This is a genomic window from Duganella sp. HH101, assembly GCF_001758795.1.
Lineage (GTDB): Bacteria > Pseudomonadota > Gammaproteobacteria > Burkholderiales > Burkholderiaceae_D > Rugamonas > Rugamonas rivuli.
The window spans coordinates 159,678-184,638 of record NZ_LRON01000013.1; the positions used below are offsets into that span (position 1 = coordinate 159,678).

23 protein-coding genes are annotated in these 24,961 nt (G+C 66.6%); 10 read left to right on the plus strand and 13 right to left on the minus strand.

The window, feature by feature from the left end:
- Positions 1-100 precede the first annotated feature (100 nt).
- The 3 genes from DUGA2_RS20680 to DUGA2_RS20690 are packed head-to-tail and all read left to right on the plus strand — an operon-like array spanning position 101 to position 4,975.
- Complete coding sequence (locus DUGA2_RS20680; protein ID WP_070271366.1) at positions 101-2,470, plus strand: M1 family metallopeptidase; 2,370 nt, start codon at positions 101-103, stop codon at positions 2,468-2,470.
- Positions 2,470-2,961: a DUF6702 family protein gene (locus DUGA2_RS20685; protein ID WP_307170841.1), complete on the plus strand. Its 492-nt coding sequence runs from the start codon at positions 2,470-2,472 to the stop codon at positions 2,959-2,961. Before DUGA2_RS20680 ends, DUGA2_RS20685 begins: the two co-directional genes overlap by 1 nt.
- Entirely contained in the window at positions 2,903-4,975 is a 2,073-nt protein-coding gene (locus DUGA2_RS20690) for a TonB-dependent receptor (RefSeq protein WP_070271368.1), read from the plus strand. The genes DUGA2_RS20685 and DUGA2_RS20690 overlap by 59 nt, the downstream gene beginning before the upstream one ends.
- On the opposite strand, the gene DUGA2_RS20695 is transcribed toward DUGA2_RS20690, so the two are convergent.
- From DUGA2_RS20695 to DUGA2_RS20710, 4 genes are all read right to left on the minus strand, one after another.
- Positions 4,972-6,687 carry a methyl-accepting chemotaxis protein gene (locus DUGA2_RS20695; RefSeq protein WP_168167804.1) on the minus strand — a complete coding sequence of 572 codons (1,716 nt, stop codon included), beginning with the start codon at positions 6,685-6,687 and terminating at the stop codon, positions 4,972-4,974. The two genes, DUGA2_RS20690 and DUGA2_RS20695, sit on opposite strands and share 4 nt — an antisense overlap.
- A 140-nt stretch (positions 6,688-6,827) precedes the next feature.
- Positions 6,828-7,616, minus strand: a complete 789-nt coding sequence (locus DUGA2_RS20700; protein WP_070271370.1) for a phosphate/phosphite/phosphonate ABC transporter substrate-binding protein — start codon at positions 7,614-7,616, stop codon at positions 6,828-6,830.
- A complete protein-coding gene (locus DUGA2_RS20705) occupies positions 7,613-8,590 on the minus strand; it encodes a fatty acid desaturase (RefSeq protein WP_070271371.1) in 978 nt (325 codons plus the stop codon). The genes DUGA2_RS20700 and DUGA2_RS20705 overlap by 4 nt, the downstream gene beginning before the upstream one ends.
- Before the next feature lie 9 nt (positions 8,591-8,599).
- On the minus strand, positions 8,600-10,876 hold the full coding sequence (locus tag DUGA2_RS20710) for a TonB-dependent receptor (protein ID WP_168167805.1): 2,277 nt from the start codon (positions 10,874-10,876) through the stop codon (positions 8,600-8,602).
- A 165-nt stretch (positions 10,877-11,041) separates the two neighbouring features.
- Here DUGA2_RS20710 and DUGA2_RS20715 point away from each other — a divergent pair, with 165 nt between their 5' ends.
- On the plus strand, positions 11,042-11,239 hold the full coding sequence (locus tag DUGA2_RS20715) for a hypothetical protein (RefSeq protein WP_070271373.1): 198 nt from the start codon (positions 11,042-11,044) through the stop codon (positions 11,237-11,239).
- Here DUGA2_RS20715 and DUGA2_RS20720 read toward each other — a convergent pair.
- Together DUGA2_RS20720 and DUGA2_RS20725 are read right to left on the minus strand one after the other, a co-directional pair.
- On the minus strand, positions 11,236-11,934 hold the full coding sequence (locus DUGA2_RS20720; protein ID WP_229212343.1) for a Crp/Fnr family transcriptional regulator: 699 nt from the start codon (positions 11,932-11,934) through the stop codon (positions 11,236-11,238). The genes DUGA2_RS20715 and DUGA2_RS20720 overlap by 4 nt on opposite strands.
- Before the next feature lie 196 nt (positions 11,935-12,130).
- Positions 12,131-12,373 carry a hypothetical protein gene (locus DUGA2_RS20725; protein WP_070271375.1) on the minus strand — a complete coding sequence of 81 codons (243 nt, stop codon included), beginning with the start codon at positions 12,371-12,373 and terminating at the stop codon, positions 12,131-12,133.
- 175 nt (positions 12,374-12,548) lie between these two features.
- Here DUGA2_RS20725 and DUGA2_RS20730 point away from each other — a divergent pair, with 175 nt between their 5' ends.
- Positions 12,549-12,731, plus strand: a complete 183-nt coding sequence (locus tag DUGA2_RS20730) for a DUF3606 domain-containing protein (RefSeq protein ID WP_070271409.1) — start codon at positions 12,549-12,551, stop codon at positions 12,729-12,731.
- A 20-nt stretch (positions 12,732-12,751) separates the two neighbouring features.
- Here DUGA2_RS20730 and DUGA2_RS20735 read toward each other — a convergent pair whose 3' ends face one another.
- On the minus strand, positions 12,752-13,438 hold the full coding sequence (locus DUGA2_RS20735) for a hydrolase (RefSeq protein ID WP_070271410.1): 687 nt from the start codon (positions 13,436-13,438) through the stop codon (positions 12,752-12,754).
- A gap of 141 nt (positions 13,439-13,579) precedes the next feature.
- A complete protein-coding gene (locus tag DUGA2_RS20740; protein WP_229214740.1) occupies positions 13,580-14,581 on the minus strand; it encodes an alpha/beta hydrolase in 1,002 nt (333 codons plus the stop codon).
- 121 nt (positions 14,582-14,702) lie between these two features.
- Here DUGA2_RS20740 and DUGA2_RS20745 point away from each other — a divergent pair, with 121 nt between their 5' ends.
- The 5 genes from DUGA2_RS20745 to DUGA2_RS20765 all read left to right on the plus strand — a co-directional run bounded on the left by DUGA2_RS20745 (position 14,703) and on the right by DUGA2_RS20765 (position 21,834).
- Positions 14,703-16,418, plus strand: a complete 1,716-nt coding sequence (locus DUGA2_RS20745) for a thiamine pyrophosphate-dependent enzyme (RefSeq protein ID WP_070271377.1) — start codon at positions 14,703-14,705, stop codon at positions 16,416-16,418.
- Between the two features lie 118 nt (positions 16,419-16,536).
- Positions 16,537-17,637: a catalase family protein gene (locus tag DUGA2_RS20750; protein ID WP_070271378.1), complete on the plus strand. Its 1,101-nt coding sequence runs from the start codon at positions 16,537-16,539 to the stop codon at positions 17,635-17,637.
- 9 nt (positions 17,638-17,646) lie between these two features.
- Positions 17,647-18,225: a hypothetical protein gene (locus DUGA2_RS20755; RefSeq protein WP_070271379.1), complete on the plus strand. Its 579-nt coding sequence runs from the start codon at positions 17,647-17,649 to the stop codon at positions 18,223-18,225.
- 6 nt (positions 18,226-18,231) lie between these two features.
- Complete coding sequence (locus DUGA2_RS20760) at positions 18,232-19,614, plus strand: Dyp-type peroxidase (RefSeq protein WP_070271380.1); 1,383 nt, start codon at positions 18,232-18,234, stop codon at positions 19,612-19,614.
- A gap of 33 nt (positions 19,615-19,647) precedes the next feature.
- A complete protein-coding gene (locus tag DUGA2_RS20765; RefSeq protein ID WP_070271381.1) occupies positions 19,648-21,834 on the plus strand; it encodes an ATP-binding protein in 2,187 nt (728 codons plus the stop codon).
- On the opposite strand, the gene DUGA2_RS20770 is transcribed toward DUGA2_RS20765, so the two are convergent.
- The 5 genes from DUGA2_RS20770 to DUGA2_RS20790 all read right to left on the minus strand — a co-directional run bounded on the left by DUGA2_RS20770 (position 21,820) and on the right by DUGA2_RS20790 (position 24,960).
- Positions 21,820-22,200 (minus strand): GFA family protein, encoded by a 381-nt coding sequence (locus DUGA2_RS20770; protein WP_070271382.1) that lies wholly within the window; start codon positions 22,198-22,200, stop codon positions 21,820-21,822. The two genes, DUGA2_RS20765 and DUGA2_RS20770, sit on opposite strands and share 15 nt — an antisense overlap.
- 55 nt (positions 22,201-22,255) lie before the next feature.
- Entirely contained in the window at positions 22,256-22,606 is a 351-nt protein-coding gene (locus tag DUGA2_RS20775) for a hypothetical protein (RefSeq protein WP_070271383.1), read from the minus strand.
- A gap of 114 nt (positions 22,607-22,720) precedes the next feature.
- The gene (locus DUGA2_RS20780) at positions 22,721-24,058 is read right to left on the minus strand and encodes an acyl-CoA thioester hydrolase/BAAT C-terminal domain-containing protein (protein ID WP_070271384.1); all 1,338 of its coding nucleotides are present in this window, start codon (positions 24,056-24,058) and stop codon (positions 22,721-22,723) included.
- Between the two features lie 15 nt (positions 24,059-24,073).
- A complete protein-coding gene (locus DUGA2_RS20785; protein WP_070271385.1) occupies positions 24,074-24,484 on the minus strand; it encodes a hypothetical protein in 411 nt (136 codons plus the stop codon).
- The gene (locus DUGA2_RS20790; RefSeq protein WP_070271386.1) at positions 24,481-24,960 is read right to left on the minus strand and encodes an RNA polymerase sigma factor; all 480 of its coding nucleotides are present in this window, start codon (positions 24,958-24,960) and stop codon (positions 24,481-24,483) included. Before DUGA2_RS20790 ends, DUGA2_RS20785 begins: the two co-directional genes overlap by 4 nt.
- Position 24,961 lies beyond the last annotated feature (1 nt).

Here is a 24,961-nt window from a genome sequence, read left to right on the forward strand (position 1 = left end):
ACTGCCACTTAGTTTGTATTTTATTGTATCGCCCGGTAATTCTTTGAAAAGTTGCTATACACTAGCTTTTTTATTCGGGCATACACCAGGAATACAAACTATGCGCAAGACATTCAGCTTGATGGCTCTTTGCTTCACCGTATCCGCGTTTGCAGCGGAGCCTTTCGACGACAAGTTCCGCCAGCTCGATGAAGTTCTCCCCAGCGCCAATTCCTACCGCACCGCCTCCGGCGCGCCCGGCGCCGCCTACTGGCAGCAGCGCGCCGACTACACGATCCGCGCCACGCTCGACGAAGCCAAACGCGCCATCACCGGCAGCGAGCAAATCGCCTACCACAACAACTCGCCCGACACGCTGAGCTACCTGTGGGTGCAGCTCGACCAGAACATCTACAAAAAAGATTCCGACGCCCGCATGATGCTGACGCAGCCTTCGCGCGAAGCATGGGCCAAGCCGCGCACGCCGGAAGACGGCTACAAGTTCGAAGGCATGCGCAGCATCCTGGCCGGCCGCGAGTTCGACGGCGGCTACAAGATCAAGACCGTGTCGGCCGGCGGCCAGCCACTGAAGTACGCCATCAACCGCACCATGATGCGCATCGACCTGCCCGCGCCGCTGAAGCCGGGCCAGAGCTTCACCTTCAATATCGACTGGTCCTATAACATCAACGAGCAGCAGGTGCTGGGTGGCCGCGCCGGCTACGAACACTTCGAAGACGACAAGAACGACTTGTTCGAAATCGCCCAGTGGTATCCGCGCATGGCCGCCTACTACGACGTGATGGGCTGGCAGCACAAGCAGTTCCTGGGCTCCGGCGAGTTCACGCTGGAATTCGGCGACTACGACGTGCAGCTGACCGTCCCCGCCGACCACGTCGTGGCCTCCACCGGCGAACTGCAAAACCCCAACGACGTGCTGACCGCGACGCAGCGCGACCGCCTGGCCAAGGCGCGCACCGCGACCTCGCCGGTCGTCATCGTGACGCAGGAAGAAGCCGAGAAGGCCGAGAAATCCGTCAGCACCGCATCCAAGACCTGGCACTTCAAGGCCGCCAATGTGCGCGACTTCGCCTGGGCTTCCAGCCGCAAATTCATCTGGGATGCGCAAGGCTTCAAGAAGGATTCCACCAACGTGATGGCGATGTCCTACTATCCGAAGGAAGGCAATCCGCTGTGGGGCAAATACAGCACCCAGGCCATCGTCCACACCATCGACCAGTACAACAAGTACAGCTTCGACTATCCGTATCCAACCGCGATCTCTGTCAACGGCCCGGTCGGCGGCATGGAGTATCCGATGATCTCCTTCAACGGCCCGCGCCCGGCCAAGGACAAAAAGACCGGCGCCCTCACCTGGTCGCAGCAGACCAAGTATGGCCTGATCGGCGTCATCATCCACGAGGTGGGCCACAACTACTACCCGATGATCATCAACTCGGACGAGCGCCAGTGGACCTGGATGGATGAAGGCCTGAACACCTTCGTGCAGTACCTGGCCGAGCAGGCATGGGAAGACAACTACCCGTCGCGCCGCGGCGAGGCGCGCAACATCGTCGACTACATGCGCAGCCAGAACCAGGTGCCCATCATGACCAACTCGGAGTCGCTGCTCCAGTTCGGGAACAACGCCTACGCCAAGCCGGCCACCGGCTTGAACATCCTGCGCGAGACCATCCTGGGCCGCGACCTGTTCGACTACGCGTTCAAGGAATACGCACGCCGCTGGAAGTTCAAGCGCCCCACTCCGGCCGACTTCTTCCGCACCATGGAAGACGCATCGGGCACCGACCTTGACTGGTTCTGGCGCGGCTGGTTCTACACCACCGACGCGGTGGACATCAGCATCGACGGCATCAGCGAATACGGCGTGAGCACCAAGGATCCGGAAAAGGAAAAGGCCTGGAAAAAAGCGCAGAAGGATGCGGAGCCGGTTTCGATTTCCGAGCAGCGCAACAAGGCACTGCCGAAGCGCCTGAGCGAGCATCCGGAGCTGAAGGACTTCTACAACGAGCACGACGAGTTCACCGTCACCAACAAGGACCGCAACACCTACGCCGAAGCCATCGAGAAGCTGGAGCCGTGGGAGAAGAAGCTGCTGGACCAGGGCAAGCACCTGTACCTGGTGGACTTCTCCAACCTGGGCGGCATGGTGATGCCGCTGATCCTGGAGGTGGAACTCAAGAGCGGCAAGAAGTACATCGAACGCATTCCGGCCGAAGTATGGCGCTACTCGCCGAAGAAGATCACCAAGTTGATCGTCGCCGACGAGCCGATCGTGGGCCTGACCCAGGATCCGTACTGGGAAACCGCCGACATCGACACCAGCAACAACGCCTGGCCGCGCAAGGTGACGCAGTCGCGCATGGAGCTGTTCAAGACCGAGCGTGACCGCAACAACCTGATGCGCGACTACAATACGCCGCTCAAGGGCAAGGGCGACAAGTCGTCGAAGGACGCGTCGTCGGAATGATGCCGCGCGCTTTACGCCTGACCTTCGCCGCCGTGCTGGCGTTTGCCGGCACGGCGGCACATGCCCATAATTTTCACATGGGCATAGCCGACATCAGCTACAACGAGCGCACCGGCAATACCGAGATCGTGCACACCTACACCGCGCACGATGTCGCCACGCTGCTGGCGAATCTCTACGGCCGCAATCTGGACCTGGGCCAGGCGGACAGCGAAGCGCCGCTGCGCCGCTACGTGGAAAAGCAGTTCTACCTCGAAGGCCCCGACCGCAAGCGCCTGCCGCTGAACTGGGTCGGCATGAAGGCCGACGCCGACAGCGTCGTCATCTTCCAGGAGATCGAGGGTCAAAAACTGGCGCCCGCGACACGCATACACAATGCGCTGATGATAGACTTCCTGCCATCTCAAAAGAACACCGTCAACCTCCAAACCGATGGCCCCGTCCAGACTCTCATCTTCGATCAAAACAGCATCGATCAAACAACCCGTTAAATATTTGCTGTTGTTCGCGCTGGGTTCCGCGCAGGCCGACGACGAGATCCTGCAAAGGGTCTTCGTCGACGGCTCGCGCGCCAGCCAGCTGGGCGTGGCCGATGCGGCCAGCGCAGGCAGCGTCACGCAGCAGGAGCTGGCGGCGCGCACCGTCTACCGTCCAGGCGAAATCCTCGAAGCCGTGCCAGGCCTGATCGTCAGCCAGCATAGCGGCGAGGGCAAGGCCAACCAGTTCTACCTGCGCGGCTTCAACCTCGATCACGGCACCGATCTGCGCACCACCGTCGACGACATGCCGGTCAACCAGCGCAGCCACGCGCACGGCCAGGGCTGGACCGACTTGAATTTCCTGATACCGGAACTGGCGATGCGGCTCGACTACAAGAAAGGCCCCTACTCCGCAGAGGAAGGCGACTTCGCTTCCGCCGGCACGGCGTCGGTGTTGTACGCCAACCGGCTGCTGCGCGGCACGGCCACGGCGTCGGCCGGCCAGCACGGCTACGGCCGCGCGCTGCTGGCCGACTCGCTGGACGCCGGCAACGGCACCCTGTTGTACGCGCTCGAGGCGCTGCACAACGACGGCTCGTACGCGCGTCCCGACGACTATCAAAAACTGAACGCGGTGCTGCGTTACAGCGAAGGCTATGCCAACAACGGTTTCAACGTCAGCCTGATGGCCTACCGCGCCGACTGGAATTCGACCGACCAGATCCCGCTGCGCGCCGCGCAGGACGGCAGCATAGGCCGCAACGACGCCATCGACAATACCGATGGCGGCAAGTCGCACCGCTACAGCCTTTCCGGCGCATGGCGCCGCACCAGCGAGGACAGCTCGTCCAAGGTCAACGCCTACATCATCGCCAACCAGCTGGACCTGTATTCCAACTTCACCTACTTCATGGACGACCCGCTGCACGGCGACCAGTTCGCGCAGCCGGACAAGCGCGTCACCAGCGGCCTGAATGCGAGTCATAGCTGGCACCAGCATTCGGAAGGCAACACCAGCACCACCACCATCGGTATCCAGCTGCAGAACGATAATATCTTCAACGGCCTGCTCAACACACAGGCGCGCAAGCCGCTGTCGGTCACGCGGCAAGACCACATCGTCGAATCCAGCGCCGCGCTCTACGTAGAGAACAACACGCGCTGGAACGCGGCCTGGCGCACGGTGGCAGGGCTGCGCGTGGACAGCTACCGCTTCGACGTGCGCAGCAGCCTGGCCGCCAATACCGGCAAGGCCAGCGACCATCTGGCGAGTCCCAGCCTGAGCGTGGTCTACGGCCCCTGGCAGACGGCGGAACTGTACGCCAACATCGGCACCGGCTTCCACAGCAACGACGCGCGCGGCGCCACCATCCAGATCGATCCTAAAACTGGCGAGGCGGCAGGCAAGGTGTCGCCGCTGGTGCGCTCGCGCGGCATGGAGCTGGGCGCGCGCAGCAGCTGGCTGCCGGGGTTGCAGTCTTCGCTGTCGCTGTACCGGCTGGATTTCGATTCGGAGCTTAGCTTCGCGGGAGATGCCGGCACCACCGAGGCGGGACGGCCCAGCCGCCGCTACGGCGTGGAGTTCTCCAACTACTACAAGCCTTTGAAGTGGTTGTCGGTCGACCTGGACCTGGCCTACGCGCGCGCCCGCTCGCACGACGACGCACCTGAAGGCAACTACATCCCGGGCGCCATCGAAGGCACGGGCCAGCTGGCGCTGACGGTGGACGACGGCGGCCCGTATTCCGGCTCGCTGAAGTTGCGCTACTTCGGTCCCCGCCCCCTGATCGAGGATAACAGCGTGCGGTCCAGGCAAAGCCTGACGCTGAACGGACGATGGGGATGGAAAATCAGGAAGGGGTTGACGCTGGAACTGGAAGCCTTCAACCTGACCAATCGCCGGGATTCGGCGATCGATTACTACTACCCGTCGCAACTCCGGGGGGAAGCGGAGCCGGTCAACGACATCCACTTCCACCCCATCGAATCGCGTTCGCTACGGGCGACGCTGATCAGGAACTTTTAAAACTCTTCCCACTCGCCGCTGCTGTCGCCGGCGCTGGTCTTCAGTTTTTTCGGCGCGGCGGCGGGGGCGGCCTTGGCGGCCACCTTGGGCCGCGGCGTCTTCGGCACCGCAGCAACGGCGACGACGGCGCGTGCCGCCGGGCGTGCCGGCGCCTTGTGCGCCACATGCGACGCATTGATCTTGAACGCGCTGACCACCTGCTCCAGCTTGTCCGCCTGATCGCGCAAGGTCTGCGCGGCGGCGGCGGTCTGCTCCACCAGCGCGGAGTTCTGCTGCGTGGTCTGATCCATCTGCGTCACCGCCTGGTGCACCTGGGCGATGCCGTCGTTCTGCTCCTGCGTGGCCGCGCTGATCTCGCCGACGATGTCCGTCACCTGCTTGATGCTGGCGACGACTTCCTGCATCGTCGTCCCGGCCTGCTCCACCAGCTTGGTGCCCGAACCGACCTTCTCCACCGAATCATCGATCAGCGCCTTGATCTCCTTGGCCGCAGCCGCAGAGCGTTGCGCCAGGTTGCGCACCTCGGTCGCCACCACCGCGAAGCCACGACCCTGCTCACCCGCGCGCGCCGCCTCCACCGCCGCATTCAGCGCCAGGATGTTGGTCTGGAAGGCGATGCCGTCGATGACCGAAATAATGTCGACGATCTTGCGCGACGATTCGTTGATCGAGCCCATGGTGACAACCACCTGCTCCACCACGGTGCCGCCCTGCGCCGCCACGTCCGACGCCGAACGCGCCAGCTGGTTGGCCTGGCGCGCGTTGTCGGCGTTCTGGCCGACGGTGGAGGTCAGCTGCTCCATGCTGGCGGCGGTCTGCTCCAGCGCCGCCGCTTGCGACGAGGTGCGCTGCGACAGGTCGCCGGTGCCGCCGGCGATTTCCTGCGACGCCGTGCCGACGGCCAGCGTCGAAACGCGCACGGTGTCGATCACGCCGGCGATCTGCTCCAGCAGCTTGTTGAAGGCCACGGCCGTGTGGCCGATTTCGTCCATGCGTTCGATCTTGATCTGGTGCGTCAGGTCCAGCGACTGGCTCACATCCTCCAGCGTGCCGCGTATCGAGGCCAGGCTGCCCTTGATGATGACGTACAGCTGCCAGGCCAGCGCGCCAGTGACCAGCAGACCGAGCACCACCACGCTCACCATCAGGCGGAAGGCGAATTTGTAGGCGGCGTCGCTCTCTTCGCGCACGTCGCTGATCAGCTTATTGTTGTAGGCGATATGGTCGTCGAAGCCTTTCTTGACCGCGCCGGCGGACAGTGCCAGCGGCGTGCCGGCCAGCAGCGTGGCGCGTACCGCGTCCATGTCGCCGGCGTGGGCGCCGGCCAGGAACGGCACCAGCGCCTGGCGATAGGCCGCCATGTTGGCCTTGTCCGCTTCCAGCATCTTGCGGTCGGTGTCGTCGAAGATGTGTTCTTTTTCGTAGGTCGCGATCACTTCGTCGAACTTGGCGTGCGCGTCGTTGTAGGCTTTGTCCAGCGCCGTCTTGTCGGCCAGGTTGGAGAACACCGACAGGCGGTAGCCGGCCAGGCGGCTGTCGGCCAGGTAGCCCTTGGCCATGTTCAGGCCTGCGATGCTGGGGATTAAACGGGTTTGCACGACATCGAGGCGCTGCTGCGCTCGGGACAGTTGTGTCAGGCCGGTGATGCCGACGAATATCAGCGCAAGTAACGCCAATGACAAAGTCAAGATCAAGCGCTTTGTAATAGTCATGGTGACTTTTTCCATAGTAGTGGTGGAGGAGCCGGCCGTCTCTGCGGCCATAGACCAGTATAACGGAACAGTGTTACCGCAAAATAACTCCTGGACAAATTACAGCGCGCCGCAACCAAAAACGCAACGCAAGCTTGACGCTAAGTCAACACCGGATAGCCGGCCGCCCTCGCCTCGGCTTCCAGCAGCAGCACGCGCTCGTAATCGGCGTCGGCGCGATGCTCGAAGCGATCGATATGCAAGGCACTCAACAGCCGCTGAACCGCCGGCGATGGCGCCAGCAAGGCGGCCCGCAGTTGCGCCGCCAATTCGTCCGGCACGGCGCGCCCGGCGATCAGCGGCAATCCGGGCGACGGCGCCGAGTACTGCAGGATGGAGAGGCCGCGCAGGCTGTCCGGCTGTTCCAGCGCGATGTAGCCGAAGGTCGCGCTGTCGATGGCGGCGATGGCGGCCGCGCCCTCGCGCACCAGGCGCAGGCTGGCCGCGTGGCTGCCCGACCATTTAACCGATGCGAAGAAGCGGCCGTCGCGCGTGTGCGGCGCGACCGCGTGGCGCAGCGCGTTCATGCCGCTGTGCGAGTGGCGCTCGTTGACGGCGGCGACGCGTCCGCGCGCTTCGGCCAGGCTGCGGATGCCGCCGCCCTCGCGCACCACGATGGCGCTGCGATAGTCGCTGCCCTCGCAACCGTTGAAATCGAAGCACGGCGTGGCCAGCAGCGCGACCTCGCCGCGCAGTTGCGTCATATAGGGATAGCCGCAGGTCTGGCTGATCAGCAGTTCGGGACTGCGCCAGAACGACGGCAGGTCGTGCGGCCGCACCAGTTCCGCATGCACGCCCACCTCGTCCGCCAGCGCCAGCAACAGGGCCTCGTAGGCGCCCGCGATGCGCGGCGAGACGTTGTACATCGGCAGGGCGATTTTCCAGGTCATGATGTGGGCATGTCGGGGTGGACCGGCGCGTCGACGGGGCGCACGCCAAAGCGGCGCACCAGTTCTCCGTAGCCGTGCAGATGGAAGCCGCCGCTGCGCGCATTGTACGCCGCGCGCCGGGCGCGGTACACGCGCGGCAGCAGATACCACGGCAGCGACGGCAGGTCATGGTGCACCAGGTGCAGGTTGTTATTCAAGAACAGCAGCCGGAAGAACAGGCCCGCTTCATTGAGCACGATGCGCTGCTTGTGTTCCGCCGCCGGCCGGTGTTCGTAATACGACCGCACCATCGTCAGCGACTGCGCCGGATACGATATCGCCAGCACGTAGTACAGCGGCGACATGCCGAACGCCGCGTGCACCCACCACAGCAGCCCGCCCAGCATGGCGAAGTGGATCAGCCACATCGGCACGTTGCTCCAGTCGCCGCGCAACGGCTGGCGCACCGCCTCGCTCCACGCCGAGGCGACCGCGATGGCCGGTCCGACCAGCAGCCGTCCCCAGAAGGTCTTGTTGAACCAGTACAGCAGCCGCACCGGGCGGCCCATGCCGGCCCATACCTCGGGCGACACGTAGTAGCTCTCGGTGTCGAGCGCCGGCATGGTCAGGTGGAAGTCGATGTGGTGGCGCAGATGACTGTCGCGGTAAAGGCGGTAGGGATACCAGACCGCCAGCGGCACGTAGCCGAACAGGCGGTTGACCCAGACCCATCGCGTCGGGTGGCCGTGTATCAGTTCGTGCTGGAGCGACATATACCAGGCGCACCACCAGATCATCAGCAGCGTGGCGGGCACGTTGCCGATCTGGCGCCAGCAAGCCAGCGTGCCGAACCAGCCGCCGTGGATCACGGCGATCAGCAGCCATGTCGGCCACTCCCCCAGCCACAGCAAGCGTCCGCGCTCGGCGGCGACTTCAGCCCGTTGTGGCGCATCGACATATTCGGAACGCTGCTGCTTCAGGCTGGGGGAGTCCATGGCGGTCCGTTAGAAGCGCGCCCTGGCGCGCAGGCCTATAGTACGCGGACGCACCATGAACAGGGTATCCCCCGGCTGGATGGCGATGGTGTTCGGCGTGACGTCGCTGATCTTGGCGCCGTTGGTCAGGTTGGTGCCGAACAGGCCGAACTCGTAGACGCCGGTCTTGTAGGTGATGGTGGCGTTGAGCGTGTTCGACGACGGTATCTGCGCATAACTGCCCTGCGCCGCCGCGAAGTTGGTGTAGGCGTCGCTGTGGTAGGCGTAGCTGGCCGCGATGCCCACTTCGTCGCTGCCGCGCACCGGCAACGTGTAGCTGGCGGTGGCGGTGGCCGACAGGCGCGGCGCGTATGGCGCGCGGCTGCCTTCCGGGATGTTCTGCGCGGCGATGCCGGTGACGACGGTGCGCGTGGCGTAGGCGTGGTTGTAGGCGGCGCTCAGGCCCAGCGATGCGCGGCGGGTCAGCTTGAAGGCGGTTTCCAGCTCCAGGCCTTCGCTGCGGATCTTGCCGGCGTTCTGCGTGAAGTAGTAGGTGCACGGCAGCTTGTTAAACACCTGCACGTCCTTCCACTCGATCACGTAGGCGCTGGCGTTGAAGGTCATGCGCTGGTCCAGCAGCGTGTTCTTCGAGCCGACTTCGTAGTTCCACAGGCTGTCCGGCGCGAAGGTGGCGGGCGCGTTCACGCCGCAGAAATTGAACGGCACCGGCTGGTTGTTGCCGCCGTAGCGGAAGCCCTTGCCCACCGATGCGTACAGCGTGTGGTCGGCGTCGACATGGTAGGCGGCGGCGAAGCGCGGATTGGCGCCCTGCGAGGTCGCGCTGCTGTTGCTCACCTCCGGCTGGCCCACCGGCGCGGACGGCGTGGCGCCGACCAGGTTGCCGAACAAGCCGGTGAAGCGCAGGTCGAAGTCCTGCGTGCCGCGGAACAGGCGCACGCCGGCGGTCAGGTCCAGCTTGTCCCAAACGGTGTAGGTGCCCTCGGCGAACAAGGCCGCCTGGCGCGACCTGGTGTTCTGCGTGCCGGAGAAGAAATCGTTGGGATTGAAGGCCAGGTCGTTGGTCTGCGAGTTATAGCCCGGGAAGTTGTGGGTGGCGGCGAAGCGTTCGTCGAAGCGGGTGGTCGGCTCATCCTGGCGCGTGTTGCGCTTGCCGGTTTCGAAGAAGGCGCCGGCGGTCCACTTCAGCGGTCCGCTGCCCTTGGAGTTGAGGCGGAACTCCTGCGCGAAATCGGTGACGCGATTGCCGATCGTGTAGGCGGCCTGCATCAGCGGCGCCTTGCCGCCGAAGATGAAGGCGGTGGCCGGATACTGGGCAGAGGTCACGTACAGCGTGTCGCGGTGCAGATAGGAGGTCGACGACACCAGCTGCGCGCTCCCAAGGTCGTAGCTCACGCCCAGGTTGTACAGCTGCAGATTGTCGTTGCTGGTCTGCGGCAGCAGCGCGTAGGTGGTGAACGGCGCCAGGCCCGCATAGGCGTCGTTGACGCCGCCCTTGATGTTGGAAGCGGTGATGCTGGCGTCGACCAGCAGGTCCGGCGAGGCGCGCAGGCGCAATGCGGCGCGCGCCTGGTTGGTGGAGACGTCGTTGGTGGTCTTGCCGTAGGTGCTGCTGCCGGCCAGCTGGTTGCGGATATAGCCGGAGTCGTTGCCGGTGTAGCCGGTCAGGCGCAGGCCCAGCACATCGGCCTTCAGCGGCAGGTTGACCATGCCGCGCAGATTGCGGTTGGTTCCGCCGAAGCCGGAGGTGTTCGAACCCACCGCCTCCACGGTGCCGAACAAGTCGGCCAGGTCGGGCTTCTGCGTGATCTGGCGCACCGCGCCGGCCATGGCGCCCGCGCCGAACAGCGTGCCTTGCGGCCCTTGCAGCACTTCCACGCGCTCCAGGTCCAGCACCTTCAGGTCGGGATTGGAGGATTTCAGCGTCACCGGCATGTCGTCGATGTAGACCGCCACCAGCGACGCATCCTGCACTTCGGACGGCACGATGCCGCGCACCACCAGCCCGCGCATGGTGATGTTGTTGACGCCCGGCGCCTGCTGCTGCACCGACATCGCCGGCACCAGGTTGGCGATATCGCTCAAATTGCCCTGCCCGTAGCGGGTCAGGCTTTCCGGCTTCAATACGGTGATCGCCGCCGGCACCTGCTGCACATCGACCGCGCTGGCCGAGCGGGTGGCGGTGACTTCGACGCGGTCGATTTTTTCCGTGCCCACTTCCGTCTCGGCGGCCTGCGCGGCGGCCATTGCGCCGGCCGACAGCAGCGCCAGCGCGCGATATGCTTTCACTTGCTTACCCATCTGTACCCTTCATCATGTCTCTCAGGGGCGGAGTATAGCGAGTGGCGGCTATCTTGAACACGAAGATAATCGCGTTTGTTTATCTGCCGGCCGTTGGGCGGCTCGGTGAACTAGCGTACAGCCGCCGCAGCGGCGGCGGTCCACAATGGGTTCATGGATACCTCACACCCCCGCCCCAAGCCGCCGCCAGCCGCCTACGCACTGCACCGCCAGATGAGGGCGGTGCAGCGCTGCATGGCGGCGGAGACGGTGGAGGAGTCGCTACGGGCGACGCGCTGGGCCAGCGCATGGTATCGGCTGGTGCAGCGCAAGCTGGAGCAGCTCCAGCACGCGCCCCGGTACTTGCATTAGGCGGGGACGTAGCAGCCGCCGGCGCGGCGTTCCATGGCGCTGCGGTCGAGCACGACGACGGTGCCGCGGCGGTATTCGATCATGCCCTCTTCCTGCAGCTTGCCGGCGCAGCAGGTGATGCTCTCGCGGCGCACGCCCAGCATGTTGGCGATCATTTCCTGCGTTACTTTCAATTCGTTCGACAGCGAGCGGTCCAGGCGTTCCAGCAGCCAGCGGCACAGCCGCTGTTCGATGCTGCCGTGGCGCACGCCGGCCACCGTCTGCGCCAGCTGGGCGAACAGCGCGCTGGTGTGGCGCATCAGCTGGCGGGCCAGCGCGCCGCCATCGAAGAAGGCCGAACGCAACACGGAGGCCTTGATGCGGTAGCCGTAACCGGCGCAGTGCACCACGGCCGAACAGTTGGCGCGTTCGTTCTCGTACATCGATACGCCGACCACGCCTTCGCGGCCGACCACGCCGATCTCGGCGGCGCCGCCCTCTTCGGTCACGTATTGCAGCGAGACGATGGCGTTGGTGGGGAAATAGGCGTATTCCATCTTGTCGCCGAAGTCGAACAGGTGCTTGCCGGAGGCCAGCGGCACCAGTTCCAGATGTTCAAACAGCGCGATCAGTTCTTCGCGCGACAGTGCGCGCAGCAATTCATTCTGCTGCGCGCCGGTCAGGCTGATGGCGGGAGCGGATGCCTCTGCCTGCATGGAGCGCACTACGTCTTGGGCAACGGCGGTATGAGCAGCTTGGTACATGGCGGACCTCTGATTGTTCGTTGGTAGGTCTTGCGACCTGATGAACAACACTATATCCGCGCTATGTACGGCCGATTATAGGAGCATGGACGCGCTACATGTAGGCAGTTGACAGAGGCCGCTGTGGTCCCAGTCCTACGAAAACCGCTTAAACCTTGAACTTGAAACGCGAGGCTTCCTCGATCAAGCGCTCGTCGCGGCTGCGCAGGCGGCCCGGATTGCGGCGGTGCTCCGGCTCGGACACCACGCGCTGGATCACATTCTCCGGCACGCCGCGCTGGCTGAGATAGGCGGCGGCACTGTCCGCGCCTTTCCTATCAGCAACTTCGATACCGGCTTCGACGACTTCCGCGCCGACATAGTCGGGACGGAAGGTATGGGTGGTGGACATTGCGGCCTCCGGGCGGTGAATGGTTGTGGAACACCATAGTGCGATTGTATAGCAGGCTGCGCGGTGCGCCAGCACACCAACGGACGGAAGTGGCCGCTGTGTGGGGTGCAGCACGGTGCACTATGAGCAAGGCGGCGACGATAAGCGCCTCCACGCACTATTTTTTCATACCATCATGCAAGCAACTCTCCCGGCAGCATCGCCGTCATGGCGTCAGTCCCGCACCATCAACCCCCGGCAGTTGCCCGAAATCCAGTATTGGGCGGCGGAATTCGATGTCAGCCCGGCCACGCTGATCGGCGTGGTGCGCGAAGTCGGGCGCAATCTGGACGAAGTCAGGAAGCGCCTGGCGACCTGACCCCGTCGGCGCAGCGCCGCCTACTTGGCGGGCACGGCGGCCAGCGTCTCGTGGCTGGTGGTGGTGCGCTGCGGCGCCTTGTGCACCATGGTGTAGGCGTAGTCGACGCCCATGCCGTAGGCGCCCGAGTGTTCGCGCACGATCGCCATCACGGCGTCGTAGCTGTCGCGGCGGGCCCAGTCGCGCTGCCATTCCAGCATCACCTGCTGCCACGTCACCGGCACCACGCCGGCCTGGATCATGCGCTGCATCGCGTAGTCGTGCGCCTCCTTCGAGGTGCCGCCGGAGGCGTCGGCCACCATGTAGATTTCGTAGTCGCCCTCGGCCATCGCGCACAGCGCGAAGCTGTTGTTGCACACCTCGGTCCACAGGCCGGAGACGATCACCTTCTTCTTGCCGTTGGCCTTCAACGCGTCACGCACCTTCTGGTCGTCCCAGGAGTTCATCGACGAGCGTTCCAGGATGGGCTTGCCCGGGAACACGTCCAGCAGTTCGGGATAGGTGTGGCCGGAGAATGCTTCGGTCTCGACGGTGGTGATGGTGGTCGGGATGTTGAACACCTTGGCGGCCTTGGCCAGCGCCACGGTGTTGTTCTTCAACGCCTGGCGGTCCATCGACTGCACGCCGAACGCCATCTGCGGCTGCTGGTCGATGAAGATCAGCTGGCAGTTGGTCGGCGTCAAAACTTCGAGTTTGGGGTTGTTCATGGTGGCTTCCATTTTGATGAGGTGGATACGGCGCCCGCTGCAGTCAGCGCGGCTGCGATCATCTTAGGACGCGCCGGCGGCGAAAACCACTGGCAAAATGGAGAGGCCGGACTAACCTTTTGCGGGCCGCCAGCGGCGGCGCTAGCGCTGCGGCATCTGGCGGTTGAGGAAGGCCACGGTGGCGTCCACCGTCGGCTGCAGCCACGGATCGAACAGCCAGAACGAATGCGGCGTGCCGGGCAGGACGATAGTCTGGCTGGCCGCGCCGGCGCGCGCCATCGCCTCCGCCATCGCCTCGCGGCCGACCGAGAAGCGCGGCTGCGCGCTGGCGATGAACAGCAGCGGCGGCATGCCGGCGCGCACATAGCGGATCGGCGAGGCCTCGGCCCACAGCGCGGCCTTGTCGGCGTAGCGGCCGCCGAACCAGGCGCCGGCCGCCGACGGCTGTTTCGCCGGATCGTCCTCATACTTCAGCGCGGCCTCCGCCGTGAAGTCCGACAGGCCGTCGATGTTGACGATGGCCTGCACCGCGCTCGACACGCCGCTGTCGGCGGCGCCCGGGTCGAAATGGTCCAGGTGGCCGGTGACGCCGGCCAGGCTGGCGATCTGGCCGCCCGCCGATCCGCCGGCCAGCGCGACGCGCTGCGGATCCAGATGGTATAGGCCGGCATGGACGCGCACCCAGCGCACGGCGGCGCGCACGTCGTGGATGGCGGCCGGATAAGGCGCCTCGCCGGACAAGCGGTAGCTGAGCGCGGCCGCCGCATAGCCCTGCTGCGCCAGCCGCACCGCCATCGGCGCGAACTCGGCGCGGAAGCCGGCGCGCCAGCCGCCGCCGTGCACCAGCACCACCACCGGCATGCCGCCATCGGCGCGCGCGGCCAGCGGCAGGTACAGATCGAGCTTCAGGCAACGCTGGCCGTACTGCGCATAGGTCTGGTCGGCCACGCGCCGGACGTCCACCGGCAGCGCCGCGCTGGCGATGCGTATCGACGGATAGTCGCGCAGCAGCTTGTCGTAGGTGTGCCGGGCATCGTAGGCATTGGCCGGATCCGGCGGCGGCTCCACGCAGGGCTCGGCAAACGCCGCCATCGGCGCGCACAGCAGCGCAAGGCGGAAGATATGGCTATGGCGGACGGGCATCATCCGCCGAGTATGCCACAAGCGCGCGCGGCCGCAACGCGGCAGCTGAGTGCGGGAGCGAACATACTTTCTCGCCGCCAGGCGCCACCCTAGGTCCGCAACCCCTTACAGAAAGCAGATCATGGCAAAAACAGTCGCGCAAGTCGTTATCGAAACCCTGCAGCAGGCAGGCGCCAAACATTGCTGGGGCGTGCCCGGCGATACGCTCAACCACGTCACCGACGCCATCCGCCGCAGCGAGATCGAATGGGTCCACGTGCGGCACGAGGAAGTGGGCGGCTTCGCGGCGGGCGCCGAAGCCTTCGTCAGCCAGCGGCTGACGCTGTGCGCCGGCTCCTGCGGCCCCGGCAGCCTGCACTTCGTCAACGGCCTGTTCGAGGCGCACCGCAACCGCTCGCCGGTGGTGTTGATCGCCAGCCAGATCACCCGCGACGAACTGGGCTTCGACTTCCCGCAGGAGGTCGACTACAAGCCGATCTTCGACCAGTGCAGCGTGTTCTGCCAGGAGATCCGCACCGCCGCGCAGGCACGCCGCGTGACCGCGATGGCGGCGCAGGCCGCGCTGACCCAGGGCGGCGTGGCGGTCATCATCCTGCCGGTCGACGTGTCCAGGGAAGACGCCGCCGACGAGCCGCCGTTCGCGGTGCACCTGCCGCAGCCGCGGACCCGGCCGTCCGACGACGAGCTGGCGCGCATCGCCGCGGTGCTCGACGCCGGCCGCAAGATCGCCGTCTACGCCGGCTCCGGCTGCCAGGGCGCGCACGCGCCGCTGATGGAGCTGGCCGCGCGCCTGAAGGCGCCGGTCGCCCACACCTCGCGCGCCAAGGACTTCGTCGAATACGACAACCCCTACAACGTCGGCATGACCGGCATCTTCGGCATCGACTCCGGCTACCACGCGGTGGCCGAGTGCGACACCCTGCTGCTGCTCGGCTGCGACTTCGCCTGGCGCCAGTTCTACCCGGCCCACGCGCGCATCGTCCAGATCGACATCGATCCGACCCACCTCGGCCGCCGCCATCCGGTCGAGATCGGCGCGGTGGGCGACATCGGCCACACGCTGGCCGCGCTGCTGCCGCTGCTGCGCCAGCACGACGACGGCGCCTTCCTCGACCATTGCGTCAGCCGACACGAGCGGGCCGTGGCCCGCCTCGACGAGCGCGCCACGCCCGGCGCCGACGACACCATCCGTCCGCAGTACCTGACCGCGATGATCGACAAGCACGCCGACGACGACGCCATCTTCACCGCCGACGGCGGCTCGCCGATGGTGTGGGTGCTGCGCCATACGCGCGCCAACGGCCGCCGCCGCACGCTGGTCAGCCTGACCCACGGCACCATGGCCAACGCCATGCCGCAGGCGCTGGGCGCCAAGAAAGCCTTCCCGCAGCGCCAGGTGATCTCGCTGTCGGGCGACGGCGGGCTGGCCATGCTGATGGGCGACCTGATCACGGCGGTGCAGGAAAACATCGCCATCAAGATCGCCGTCTACAACAATGGCTCGCTGGGCTTCGTCGAACTGGAGCAGAAGGTCGAAGGCTTGCTCGACGCCTACACCGACCTGAAGAACCCGGACTTCGGCCGCGTGGCCGAGGCCATCGGCATCTACGGCCAGCACGTGGCGTCGGCGGCGGCGCTGGAGGACGCGGTGCGCGCCTGGCTGGCCCATCCCGGCCCGGCGCTGCTGGACGTCAAGACCGACCGCTACGAACTGGTGATGCCGCCGGTGGTCGAGGCGGCGCAGGTGCTGGGCACCGCGCTGTACTCGGCCAAGGCCGTGCTGAGCGGCCGGGGCGGCGACGTCGTCGACCTCATCAAGGACAACTTCGTCAAGTAAGGCGTCCGCGCTGTGTGCGCTGACGCACACGCCAACACTGTTTAGAAGGCGGCCCCTAACGAACGGCCTCATGCGCTCTATAGACTGCCTTCATCTTATGGCAACCACAAGGAGTCGCATGACCTCTATCGAGCAAGCCGTCCGCTACCACGACGGCGTGGAACAACAGCAGGAAAACGAAGACGCGATGATCGACCAGATCGTCGCGTCGATGGGCCGGGTCAACCGCAGCGTCTGCGACAAGCACCGCCACGCCATGCGCGACGCCCACGCCAAGAGCCACGGCGTGCTCAAAGGCACGCTGCAAGTCTACGACGATCTGCCGGAGCAACTGCGCCAGGGCGTGTTCGCCGCCGCGGCCAGCTACCCCGCCGTCATGCGCCTGTCGACCGCGCCGGGCGACATCCACAGCGACAAGATACCGGCGCCGCGCGGCATCGCCATCAAGCTGCTGGACGTGACCGGGCCGCAGCTGGGCGCGGACCGCCAGCAGGCCGGCACGCAGGACTTTTTGCTGGTCAATCATCCGGTGATCGCCTTCGGCCACGCGGCGGCCTACCTCAAAACCCAGCAGCTGCTGGAACAGCACGCCGACGATCCGGACTTCGTGCGCCAGGCCACCGCCGCGCTGGCCCACGGCGGCAGCAAGCTGCTGCATGCGGTCGGCATCGCCAATCCCATCCTCGACACGCTGGGCGCGCCCAACAGCCACATCCTCGGCGAAACCTTCTACAGCATGGCGGCGCTGCGCTACGGCGACTACATCGCCAAGCTCTGCCTGGCGCCGCTGTCGGACCAGGTGCGCGCGCTGACCGGCGCCGCCCTGCGTTCCGGCGCCGGCGATTCCGAGCTGCGCGACCTGGTGGTGGACTTCTTCGGCCGCCACGGCGCCGAGTACGAGCTGCGCGTGCAGCTGTGCACCAGCGTCGAGCGCATGCCGGTCGAGGACGCTTCCATCCCGTGGCCGGAAGACGAATCGCCCTACCTGCCGGTGGCCAGGCTGACGATCCCGCCGCAGGACGCCTACAGCCCCGCGCGCCGCGTGTTTGCCGACGACGTGCTGTCCTTCAATCCATGGCACTGCATTGAGGCGCACCGGCCGCTGGGCTCCATCATGCGCGCCCGCCTGCGCGCCTACGAGGCGTCGTCGGCCTTCCGCCACACGATGAACCAGCAGCCCCGCATTGAAATCACCCACATCGACCAAGTCCCCAATTAAGGAAGCCCTATGAATCAAGACAACGAGATCCAACGCAAGGTCCAGGAAGTGCTCGGCGACGCGCCGCAACTGATGAAACTGGCGCTGGAGAACATGCTGCGCGAACACGATCCGGACACCGAGCCCAGCTCCGGCAGCGCCGGCCGCATCGGCAGCCAGTCGGGCCGCGTGTCCGAGCTGACGGCGATGGCGACGCTGAAGCCGGGCGGCGCCGACCGCCTGCGCCGCATCTTCAAGCTGGTCAGGGGCAACTTCGCCGGCGCGCAGAAAGTGGCGACGCTGCACGACATGCGCTTCGTCTTCTTCGACAACGACAGCAAGATCCTGTTCGCCACCACCTACGACGGCGACTGGGACACTTACATCGACGACTTCGCCACCAAGATCCCCGACCTGATGGACCTGATCTTCACCTCGGTCGAAGGCTGGCCCGGCATCAAGGATCCGGGCGTCAAGGACTTCATCGCCAGCCACCAGATCAGCGCCGACGGCTGGTACGTCGCCCACCCGAACCTGACCGTGGTCGAGACCAGGCGCCTGCTCAAGACCGACCACGCGCTGCAGCAATTCCTCGACCAGATCGCGTGAGGCCCCATGAGCATCTTCGATAAAATCAAGGCCGCCGTCACGCCGGCGCCGACGCTGGAACTGCACGACATCCAGGCCACGCTGCTGTTCGACCGGCCCGATCCCTACTTCGGCACCCATGTGCTGCTGCGCATCGACACGCCGCAAGGCGGCCGCACCCTGCTGTCGCGGCTGGCGCCGCACGTGCGCTCGGCCGCCGACGCGCGCGGCAACGACGCCGCCTGGATCGCCGTGGCCCTGAGCCACGGCGCGCTGGTGGCGCTGGAAGTGCCGGCGGCCTCGCTGGAGAGCTTCCCCGACACCTTCCGCGAAGGCATGGCGGCGCGCGCCGACCGCCTGATGGACACCGGCGCCAACGCGCCCGAGCACTGGGAAGCGCCGTACGGCAGCGGCCAGGTGCACGTCACGGTCAGCATCTTCGCGCCGGACGAGGCGTCGTGGCGGCAGGCGATGGACACCGCGCGCAGCCAGTTCGACGCCCTGCAGGGCGTCACGCTGCTGGGCAGCCACGACTTCGGCGCGCAGCCGGACAGCCGCAATCCCTTCGGCTACCGCGACAACATCAGCAACCCGGCCATCGAAGGCAGCCCGGTGCCGGCCGCGCCCAGTCCGGAGGCGGCCATCAAGGCGGGCGAGTTCATCCTCGGCTACCCGGGCGAATCGGGCGTGCCGCTGGCGATGCCCTCGCCGCCCGAACTGGGCCGCAACGGCAGCTTCGTGGTGCTGCGCAAGTACCGCGCCGACGCCGCCGCCTTCAACCGCTTCCTGCGCGACAACGCCGAGACGCCGGCGCAGCAGGAGCTGCTGGCGGCCAAGCTGGTGGGACGCTGGCGCAGCGGCGCGCCGCTGACGCTGGCGCCGGAGCGCGACGATCCGGCGCTGGGCGCCGACCGTCAGCGCAACAACGACTTCGGCTATGGCGACGACCAGGCCGGCCTGCAGGCGCCGCCCGGCTGCCACATGCGCCGCATGAACCCGCGCGACAGCAAGCTGGCCGTGCTGACCGACGTCAAGCTGCACCGCATCGCCCGCCGCAGCACCACCTTCGGTCCGCCGTGGCGCGCCGACCTGCTGGAGGACGACGGTGCCGAGCGCGGCCTGTTCTTCATCGGCCTCAGCGCGCGGGCCCACGCCACCACCGAGTTCATGCAGCAGGAATGGATCAACCACGGCAACTTCGTCGACCTCGGCAAGGAGCGCGATCCCATCGTCGGCACGCAGCCCGAGGACAGCACCTACACCATCCCGCAATGCCCGGTGCGGCGCCGCATCCACGGCATCCACAGCTTCTGCACGCTGCGCGGCGGCGAATACCTGTTCATGCCCAGCCTGTCGGCGTTGCGCTGGCTGTCGCAGGCGGATCCAGACAAGCAGGCGATCTTCAGGTAAATTGGCTGTCTCGTCCATTACCCGTCGCCCACCATGCTAGCCGGTCCCCGTTCCACGTTCTCGCTGCGCTACCTGCTGATCATGCTGACGGCGATCGGCTTGCTGCCGCTGGCGCTGCTGGGGGCGTGGAGCATCCACGCCGCCGGCGAGTTCCAGCAGCGCGAACAGGAGCGGCTGATGCTGGACCTGGCGCGCGCGCTGTCGAGCGCGGCGGACGCCGAACTGGACGGCACGGTCGCCGTGCTGACCGGGCTGGGCCGCTCGCCGGCCTTGCAGACCGGCGACCTGCACGCGTTCTACAACACCGCCAGCGCGCTGGCCAAGACCCAGTCCGAGTGGCTGGGCGTGATCCTCACCGACGACAGCGGCAAAGTCCTGTTCCGCACCATGGACCCCTGGGGCGCGCCGCCCGCGCCGCTGGCCGATCCCGCCAGCCTGCGCCAGCTGCTGGCCACGCGCCAGCCGGTGGTCGGCCATGTGGCGCGCGGCCCGCTGGGCCGGGCCGCCTTCCCGGTGCGCGTGCCCGCCGTCGACCAGGACGGCGACCTGTACACCTTGACGGCGGTGATACGGCCGGACCGCATGCTGCGCGTGATCGCGCGCCAGCAGGTGCCGGACGGCGCGGTGATCTCGATCCGCGACGGCGCGCAGCTGGCGGTGGCCCGGTCCAAAGACCAGGCCGGCACGGTCGGCGGCGCGCCCAGCCCGTCGATGGCGGCGCTGATGGCCACCGGCCCGGAAGGCTTCGGCCAGACCCGCACCATCGAAGGCGAGGAAGTCGCCACCGCCTACACCACCTTGTCGCGCTATGGCTGGTCGGTGGGGGTGGGCCGTCCCACCGCCCAGCTACGCGCCGCCGCGCGCGAGCGCCTGGGTGTCTATGGCGCCGGCATCGCCGTGTCGCTGCTGGTGTGCATCGGCCTGGCGTCGCGGCTGTCGACGCGGCTGCTGGCCACGATCAAGGCCCTGCAGCAAGGCGCCGCCGCGCTCGGTTCCGGCGTTCCCGTGGTGCTGGCGCCGTCCGGCATCACGGAAATCGCGCTGATCGGCCAGGCGCTGCAGCAGGCCGATCAGCAACGCACGGCGCAGGAACGCGAACGCCAGCAACTGCTCGACTCGCTGAACCAGGCGCTGACCGAGGCGCGCGAAGCGGGCCGCGCCAAGGACGAGTTCCTGGCCGTGCTGGGCCATGAGTTGCGCAATCCGCTCAGCCCCATCGTCACCTCGCTCGATTTGCTGGACCGCCGCAACGACCCGGCCAGCCAGAAGGAACGCGGCGTCATGCGGCGCCAGGTCAACCACCTGCGCCGCCTGGTGGACGACCTGCTCGACGTCTCGCGCATCACCTCGGGAAAACTGCAGATCGACGCCCACCCGGTGAACCTGGCCGACGTGGTGCGCCACGCGGTCGCGGCGCTGCCCGGCCACCAGGTACGGCTGTCGGCGCCGGACGCGCTGTGGGTCATGGGCGACGACAGCCGGCTCACGCAGGTGCTCAACAACCTGCTGTCGAACGCCGCCCGCTTCGGCAGCAGCGCCACCGAGGTCGAGCTGGCCGGCGACGGCGCGCACGCGCGGCTGCTGGTCAGCGACAACGGCATCGGCATGAATGACGAGTTGCTGGCGCGCGTGTTCGAACCGTTCCAGCAGGCGCCGCAGTCGCTGGCGCGGCACACGGGCGGGCTGGGCCTCGGCCTGGCCATCGTCCGCAAGATCGTCGACCTGCACGGCGGCACGGTGCACGCGCGCAGCGGCGGGGCCGACGCCGGCAGCGAGTTCGAAGTCGTGCTGCCCCTGTGCGCGCCGCCACGGCCGCAGACGGCGGCGCCCGCCGCGCCCGACGGCAACGGCCTGCGCGTGCTGCTGGTGGACGACAACGCCGACGCCGCCAGCGCCGGCGCGGCCTTGCTGGAGGCGCTGGGCCACACGGTGCAGATCGCGCACAACGCCGCCGAGGCGCTGGCGACGGCGCGGCAGCGCCTGCCGGAGGTGGCGATACTGGACATCGGCCTGCCGGACATGGACGGCTACGCGCTGGCGGCGGCGCTGCGGCAACTGGCGGACGGCGCGCCACTGCGCCTGGTCGCGCTGACCGGTTATGGACAAAAGGAAGATATCGAGCGCGCCCTCAACGGCGGCTTCGACCTGCACCTGACCAAGCCCGCCACCCTCGCCGACCTGCAGCGGGCAACGGCGCATCCGGAGTCAGCGGACGGGTAGCCACTTCGGTTTGGTATCGGTGTGCAGTTCGCGCTGCACCGGGCCGTCGTATTCGGGCTCCAGCGTGCCCAATGTGACAGCGATGCGGTCCGGCGCTTCGGTGCTGCGCCAGAACAGCGTCGAGCCGCAGATTTTGCAAAAGCCGCGCCGGCCGTGGTCGGATGAGGCGTACTCCGTCACCAGCTCGGCGCCGCGCTCGACGACGTAGCCGGCGCGGGCGACGTTGGCATACGTGCCGCTGGCGGCGCCGTGCTGCTTCTGGCACATGGTGCAGTAGCAGTGGCTGGCGTGGCTGGCCGGCCCCTGCGCCCGGTAGGCTATGCCGCCGCACAGGCAGCTGCCGTGCAGCGTGTGAACTTGATTCATGGCGTCGCTCCGTCGTCATCGATGACTGCATGATGCGCGGAACGGGCCGGCTGCGTCAATCCTGCGTCAGTTCCGTGTCTTCCGCCAGCGGCTCGCGCGGCTTGCGGCGGCGCTCCGGAAACAGGAAGCCCACCGTCTCCCCCACCGCCGAGCAGGCGGCGATCAGTTTCAGCGCCGGCATCGGCTCGGCAAACGCCACGTTCGATGCCTCGGCCAGGGTCTTTTCCGTGGTCGGCAATTCGGTGCTGAACAGGCCGTCCAGCGCCACGAAGCGCACCGACCGGATCTGCAGCTCGCGCGCGATGGTTTCCTGGCTGGCGCTGGCGACGATCACGCTGCCGCCTATGCTGAGCGTCATCGTCACCACGTCGTGCTGCCGCGAAAACGCGACTTCCGCAGTCTGCATACCGATTATCCTTCTCAAAAAAAAACTGCCTCGGGAAAGAGGCAGCAAGGGTAAGACCACATGAAGAGGCTTCAGGATTGCATCTTGCCAGTTAGAAATTACCGGCGTGTGACATTACAGCGAACGCTTGAAGAAAGCCAGCGTCTGGCGCCAGGTGTCGGCCTGGGCCCGGGCGTTCGCCTCGGGCGTGCCGCCGGTCTTGAACGGGCCGGCGTCGTACTGCGTGGTCGGACTCCAGCCGCTGCCGTTGAGCACATGGCCGGCGTCGGTGTAGACCAGGGTGACAGTGTCGCGCCCGGCGGCGGCGCGGCGCTCGGCGATGTTTTGCGCCATCATTCCCGAGGCCCACATCTGATCCTCGATGCCGCCGGCCACCAGCATCGCGCCCTTGAAGTCCTCGACGCGGATGCGCGCCGCCACGGCCGCTGCGGGATGGGCTGCGCGGCCCTTGTCCTGCGGACGGCGGTAGCGCACGTCGGCGCCGGTCTGGAAGCCGGCCATCTCCTGCAGGAACTCCAGGTTGGGCACGAAGGGCAAGGCCTGTCCGCGCCACGAGAACGACGAGCGGCGGCTGTCGGGCGGATTGACATCCGGCCCCCAGCCCTGCCACACCACGTCGGTGGCGGCAATGGCGGCCACGGCGCTGATCCACGGCATCTTGCTGGCGGCGATCAGTGCGAATTCAGCGCCCTTGGAATGGCCCAGCAGGCCGATATGCGCGGCATCGACATCGCTGCGCGCGGCCAGCCAGCTGCGGGCCTGCTCCAGCCGGTCGACCGGGATGTCGACGAAGCTGCGCGGCAGCATGGGCAGTTCGCGTTCGCTGCTGTTCCAGGCGGCCGGCGAATAGTAAGGCAAGCCCAGGACCGCGTAGCCGTGCGCAGCCAGCATGGGCGCCAGCTCGCGCACCGCGGAGCTGCCGCCTTCGGATCCTCCCAGCACGATGATGACCGGGCGCCTTGCGCTTCCCGGCAAGGCTGCGAACACTGCGCCGGGAAAGGCGTCAACGGCCTCCACCTTCACTTCCGGCAGCGTGTTGACGAACTGCATGCGGGCATGCGCCACTTCCTTGCCATCGATGCGCGCCGACAGCTGGACCACGCCGGGCACCATGCCTGCCGCCGGCGCGTCCCTGGACGGCGTCATCGACCAGAACAGGCCGCGCACATCGGCCTTGCGGTAGCTGCCGCTGCGTGGCGCGCTCTGGCCCAGATCGAGCTTGCCTTCCGCATCGCTGCGGTAGGCCGCCTCGGCGCGGTACAACACCGGCTGCGCGTCGTTCTTCATCAGCCGCTCGGCGACGATCTGGACATCGGCCCTGGGCGGCAAGCCGCTCAGCGTGATGGCGACCGGATCGCCGGTCAGGACCGGGCCGGCCGGTGCGATCGTCAAGGTTTGGGCGTGACTGGCCAGGCCGGTCCACAGCGTGGCCAGCAGGATGATGCGTTTCATATTGTTCTCCGGTTTTTAGGGTTTGTTGCTGCGGCGTACACTGATAAACAAGGCGGCCCATGCCACCAGCGCAAGCCCGGCATACAAGGCTGCCGAGCCCGGCGCATCGCGCCACATGAAGTAGACCAGGCGGCCATGGGCGTAAATGAAGGTGCAGGGCATGAGGCTGAAGAAGATGCCAAGGCCGATCAGCGTGCCGCGCAGCGCCACTTGCGAGCGGACCCGCTTGATGGTGCGCACGCCGTCCGTCGGCGCCGCGCTGCCGGGCAACTTGGGCGAGGCCGCCATGGCCTCGCGCATGGTGGCTGCGAACCCGGGATGGGCGGCCAGATAAGCTTCAACGGTGGCCCGCGTGGCCTCGCTCGCATCGCCGGAATAGTACAGCGGCAGTAGATCGACAATGATGTCTTCATGAAGATCGGTCATGATGCTTCCTTCGTAATCTGGAGTAATTTGAGTCGCGCCCGGAACACCTTCACCTTGGCCGAGGACAGCGAGATGCCCAGCGCGCGGGCGATGTCTTCGTAAGGCACCTCGTCCTCCGCCCGCATCAGCACGGCGGCGCGGTCGATTTCAGGCAATTGCTGCAGGGCGTACAGCGTATGCTGCAATTCCCGCGCCGCCATCAGCGACTGTTCGGGGCCCGGCGCCATGTCGCGGTAGACGTCCTCCAGCTCGGTATGCCGCTGATGGCGATACCATTCCTTCAGATACAGCCGCCGCGCAATCGTGCACAGATAGCCTTGCACGGTCTCCATGCCGATCGGGCTGGACGACATCATCGCCCGCACAAAGGTTTCAGCGACCAGGTCGTTGGCCAGATGCCTGTCGCCGCACAGCCCCAGTGAGAAGCGGTAGACGACGGTTGCGTGCTGCTGATAAAGAGCCTGGATCGCTTGCATG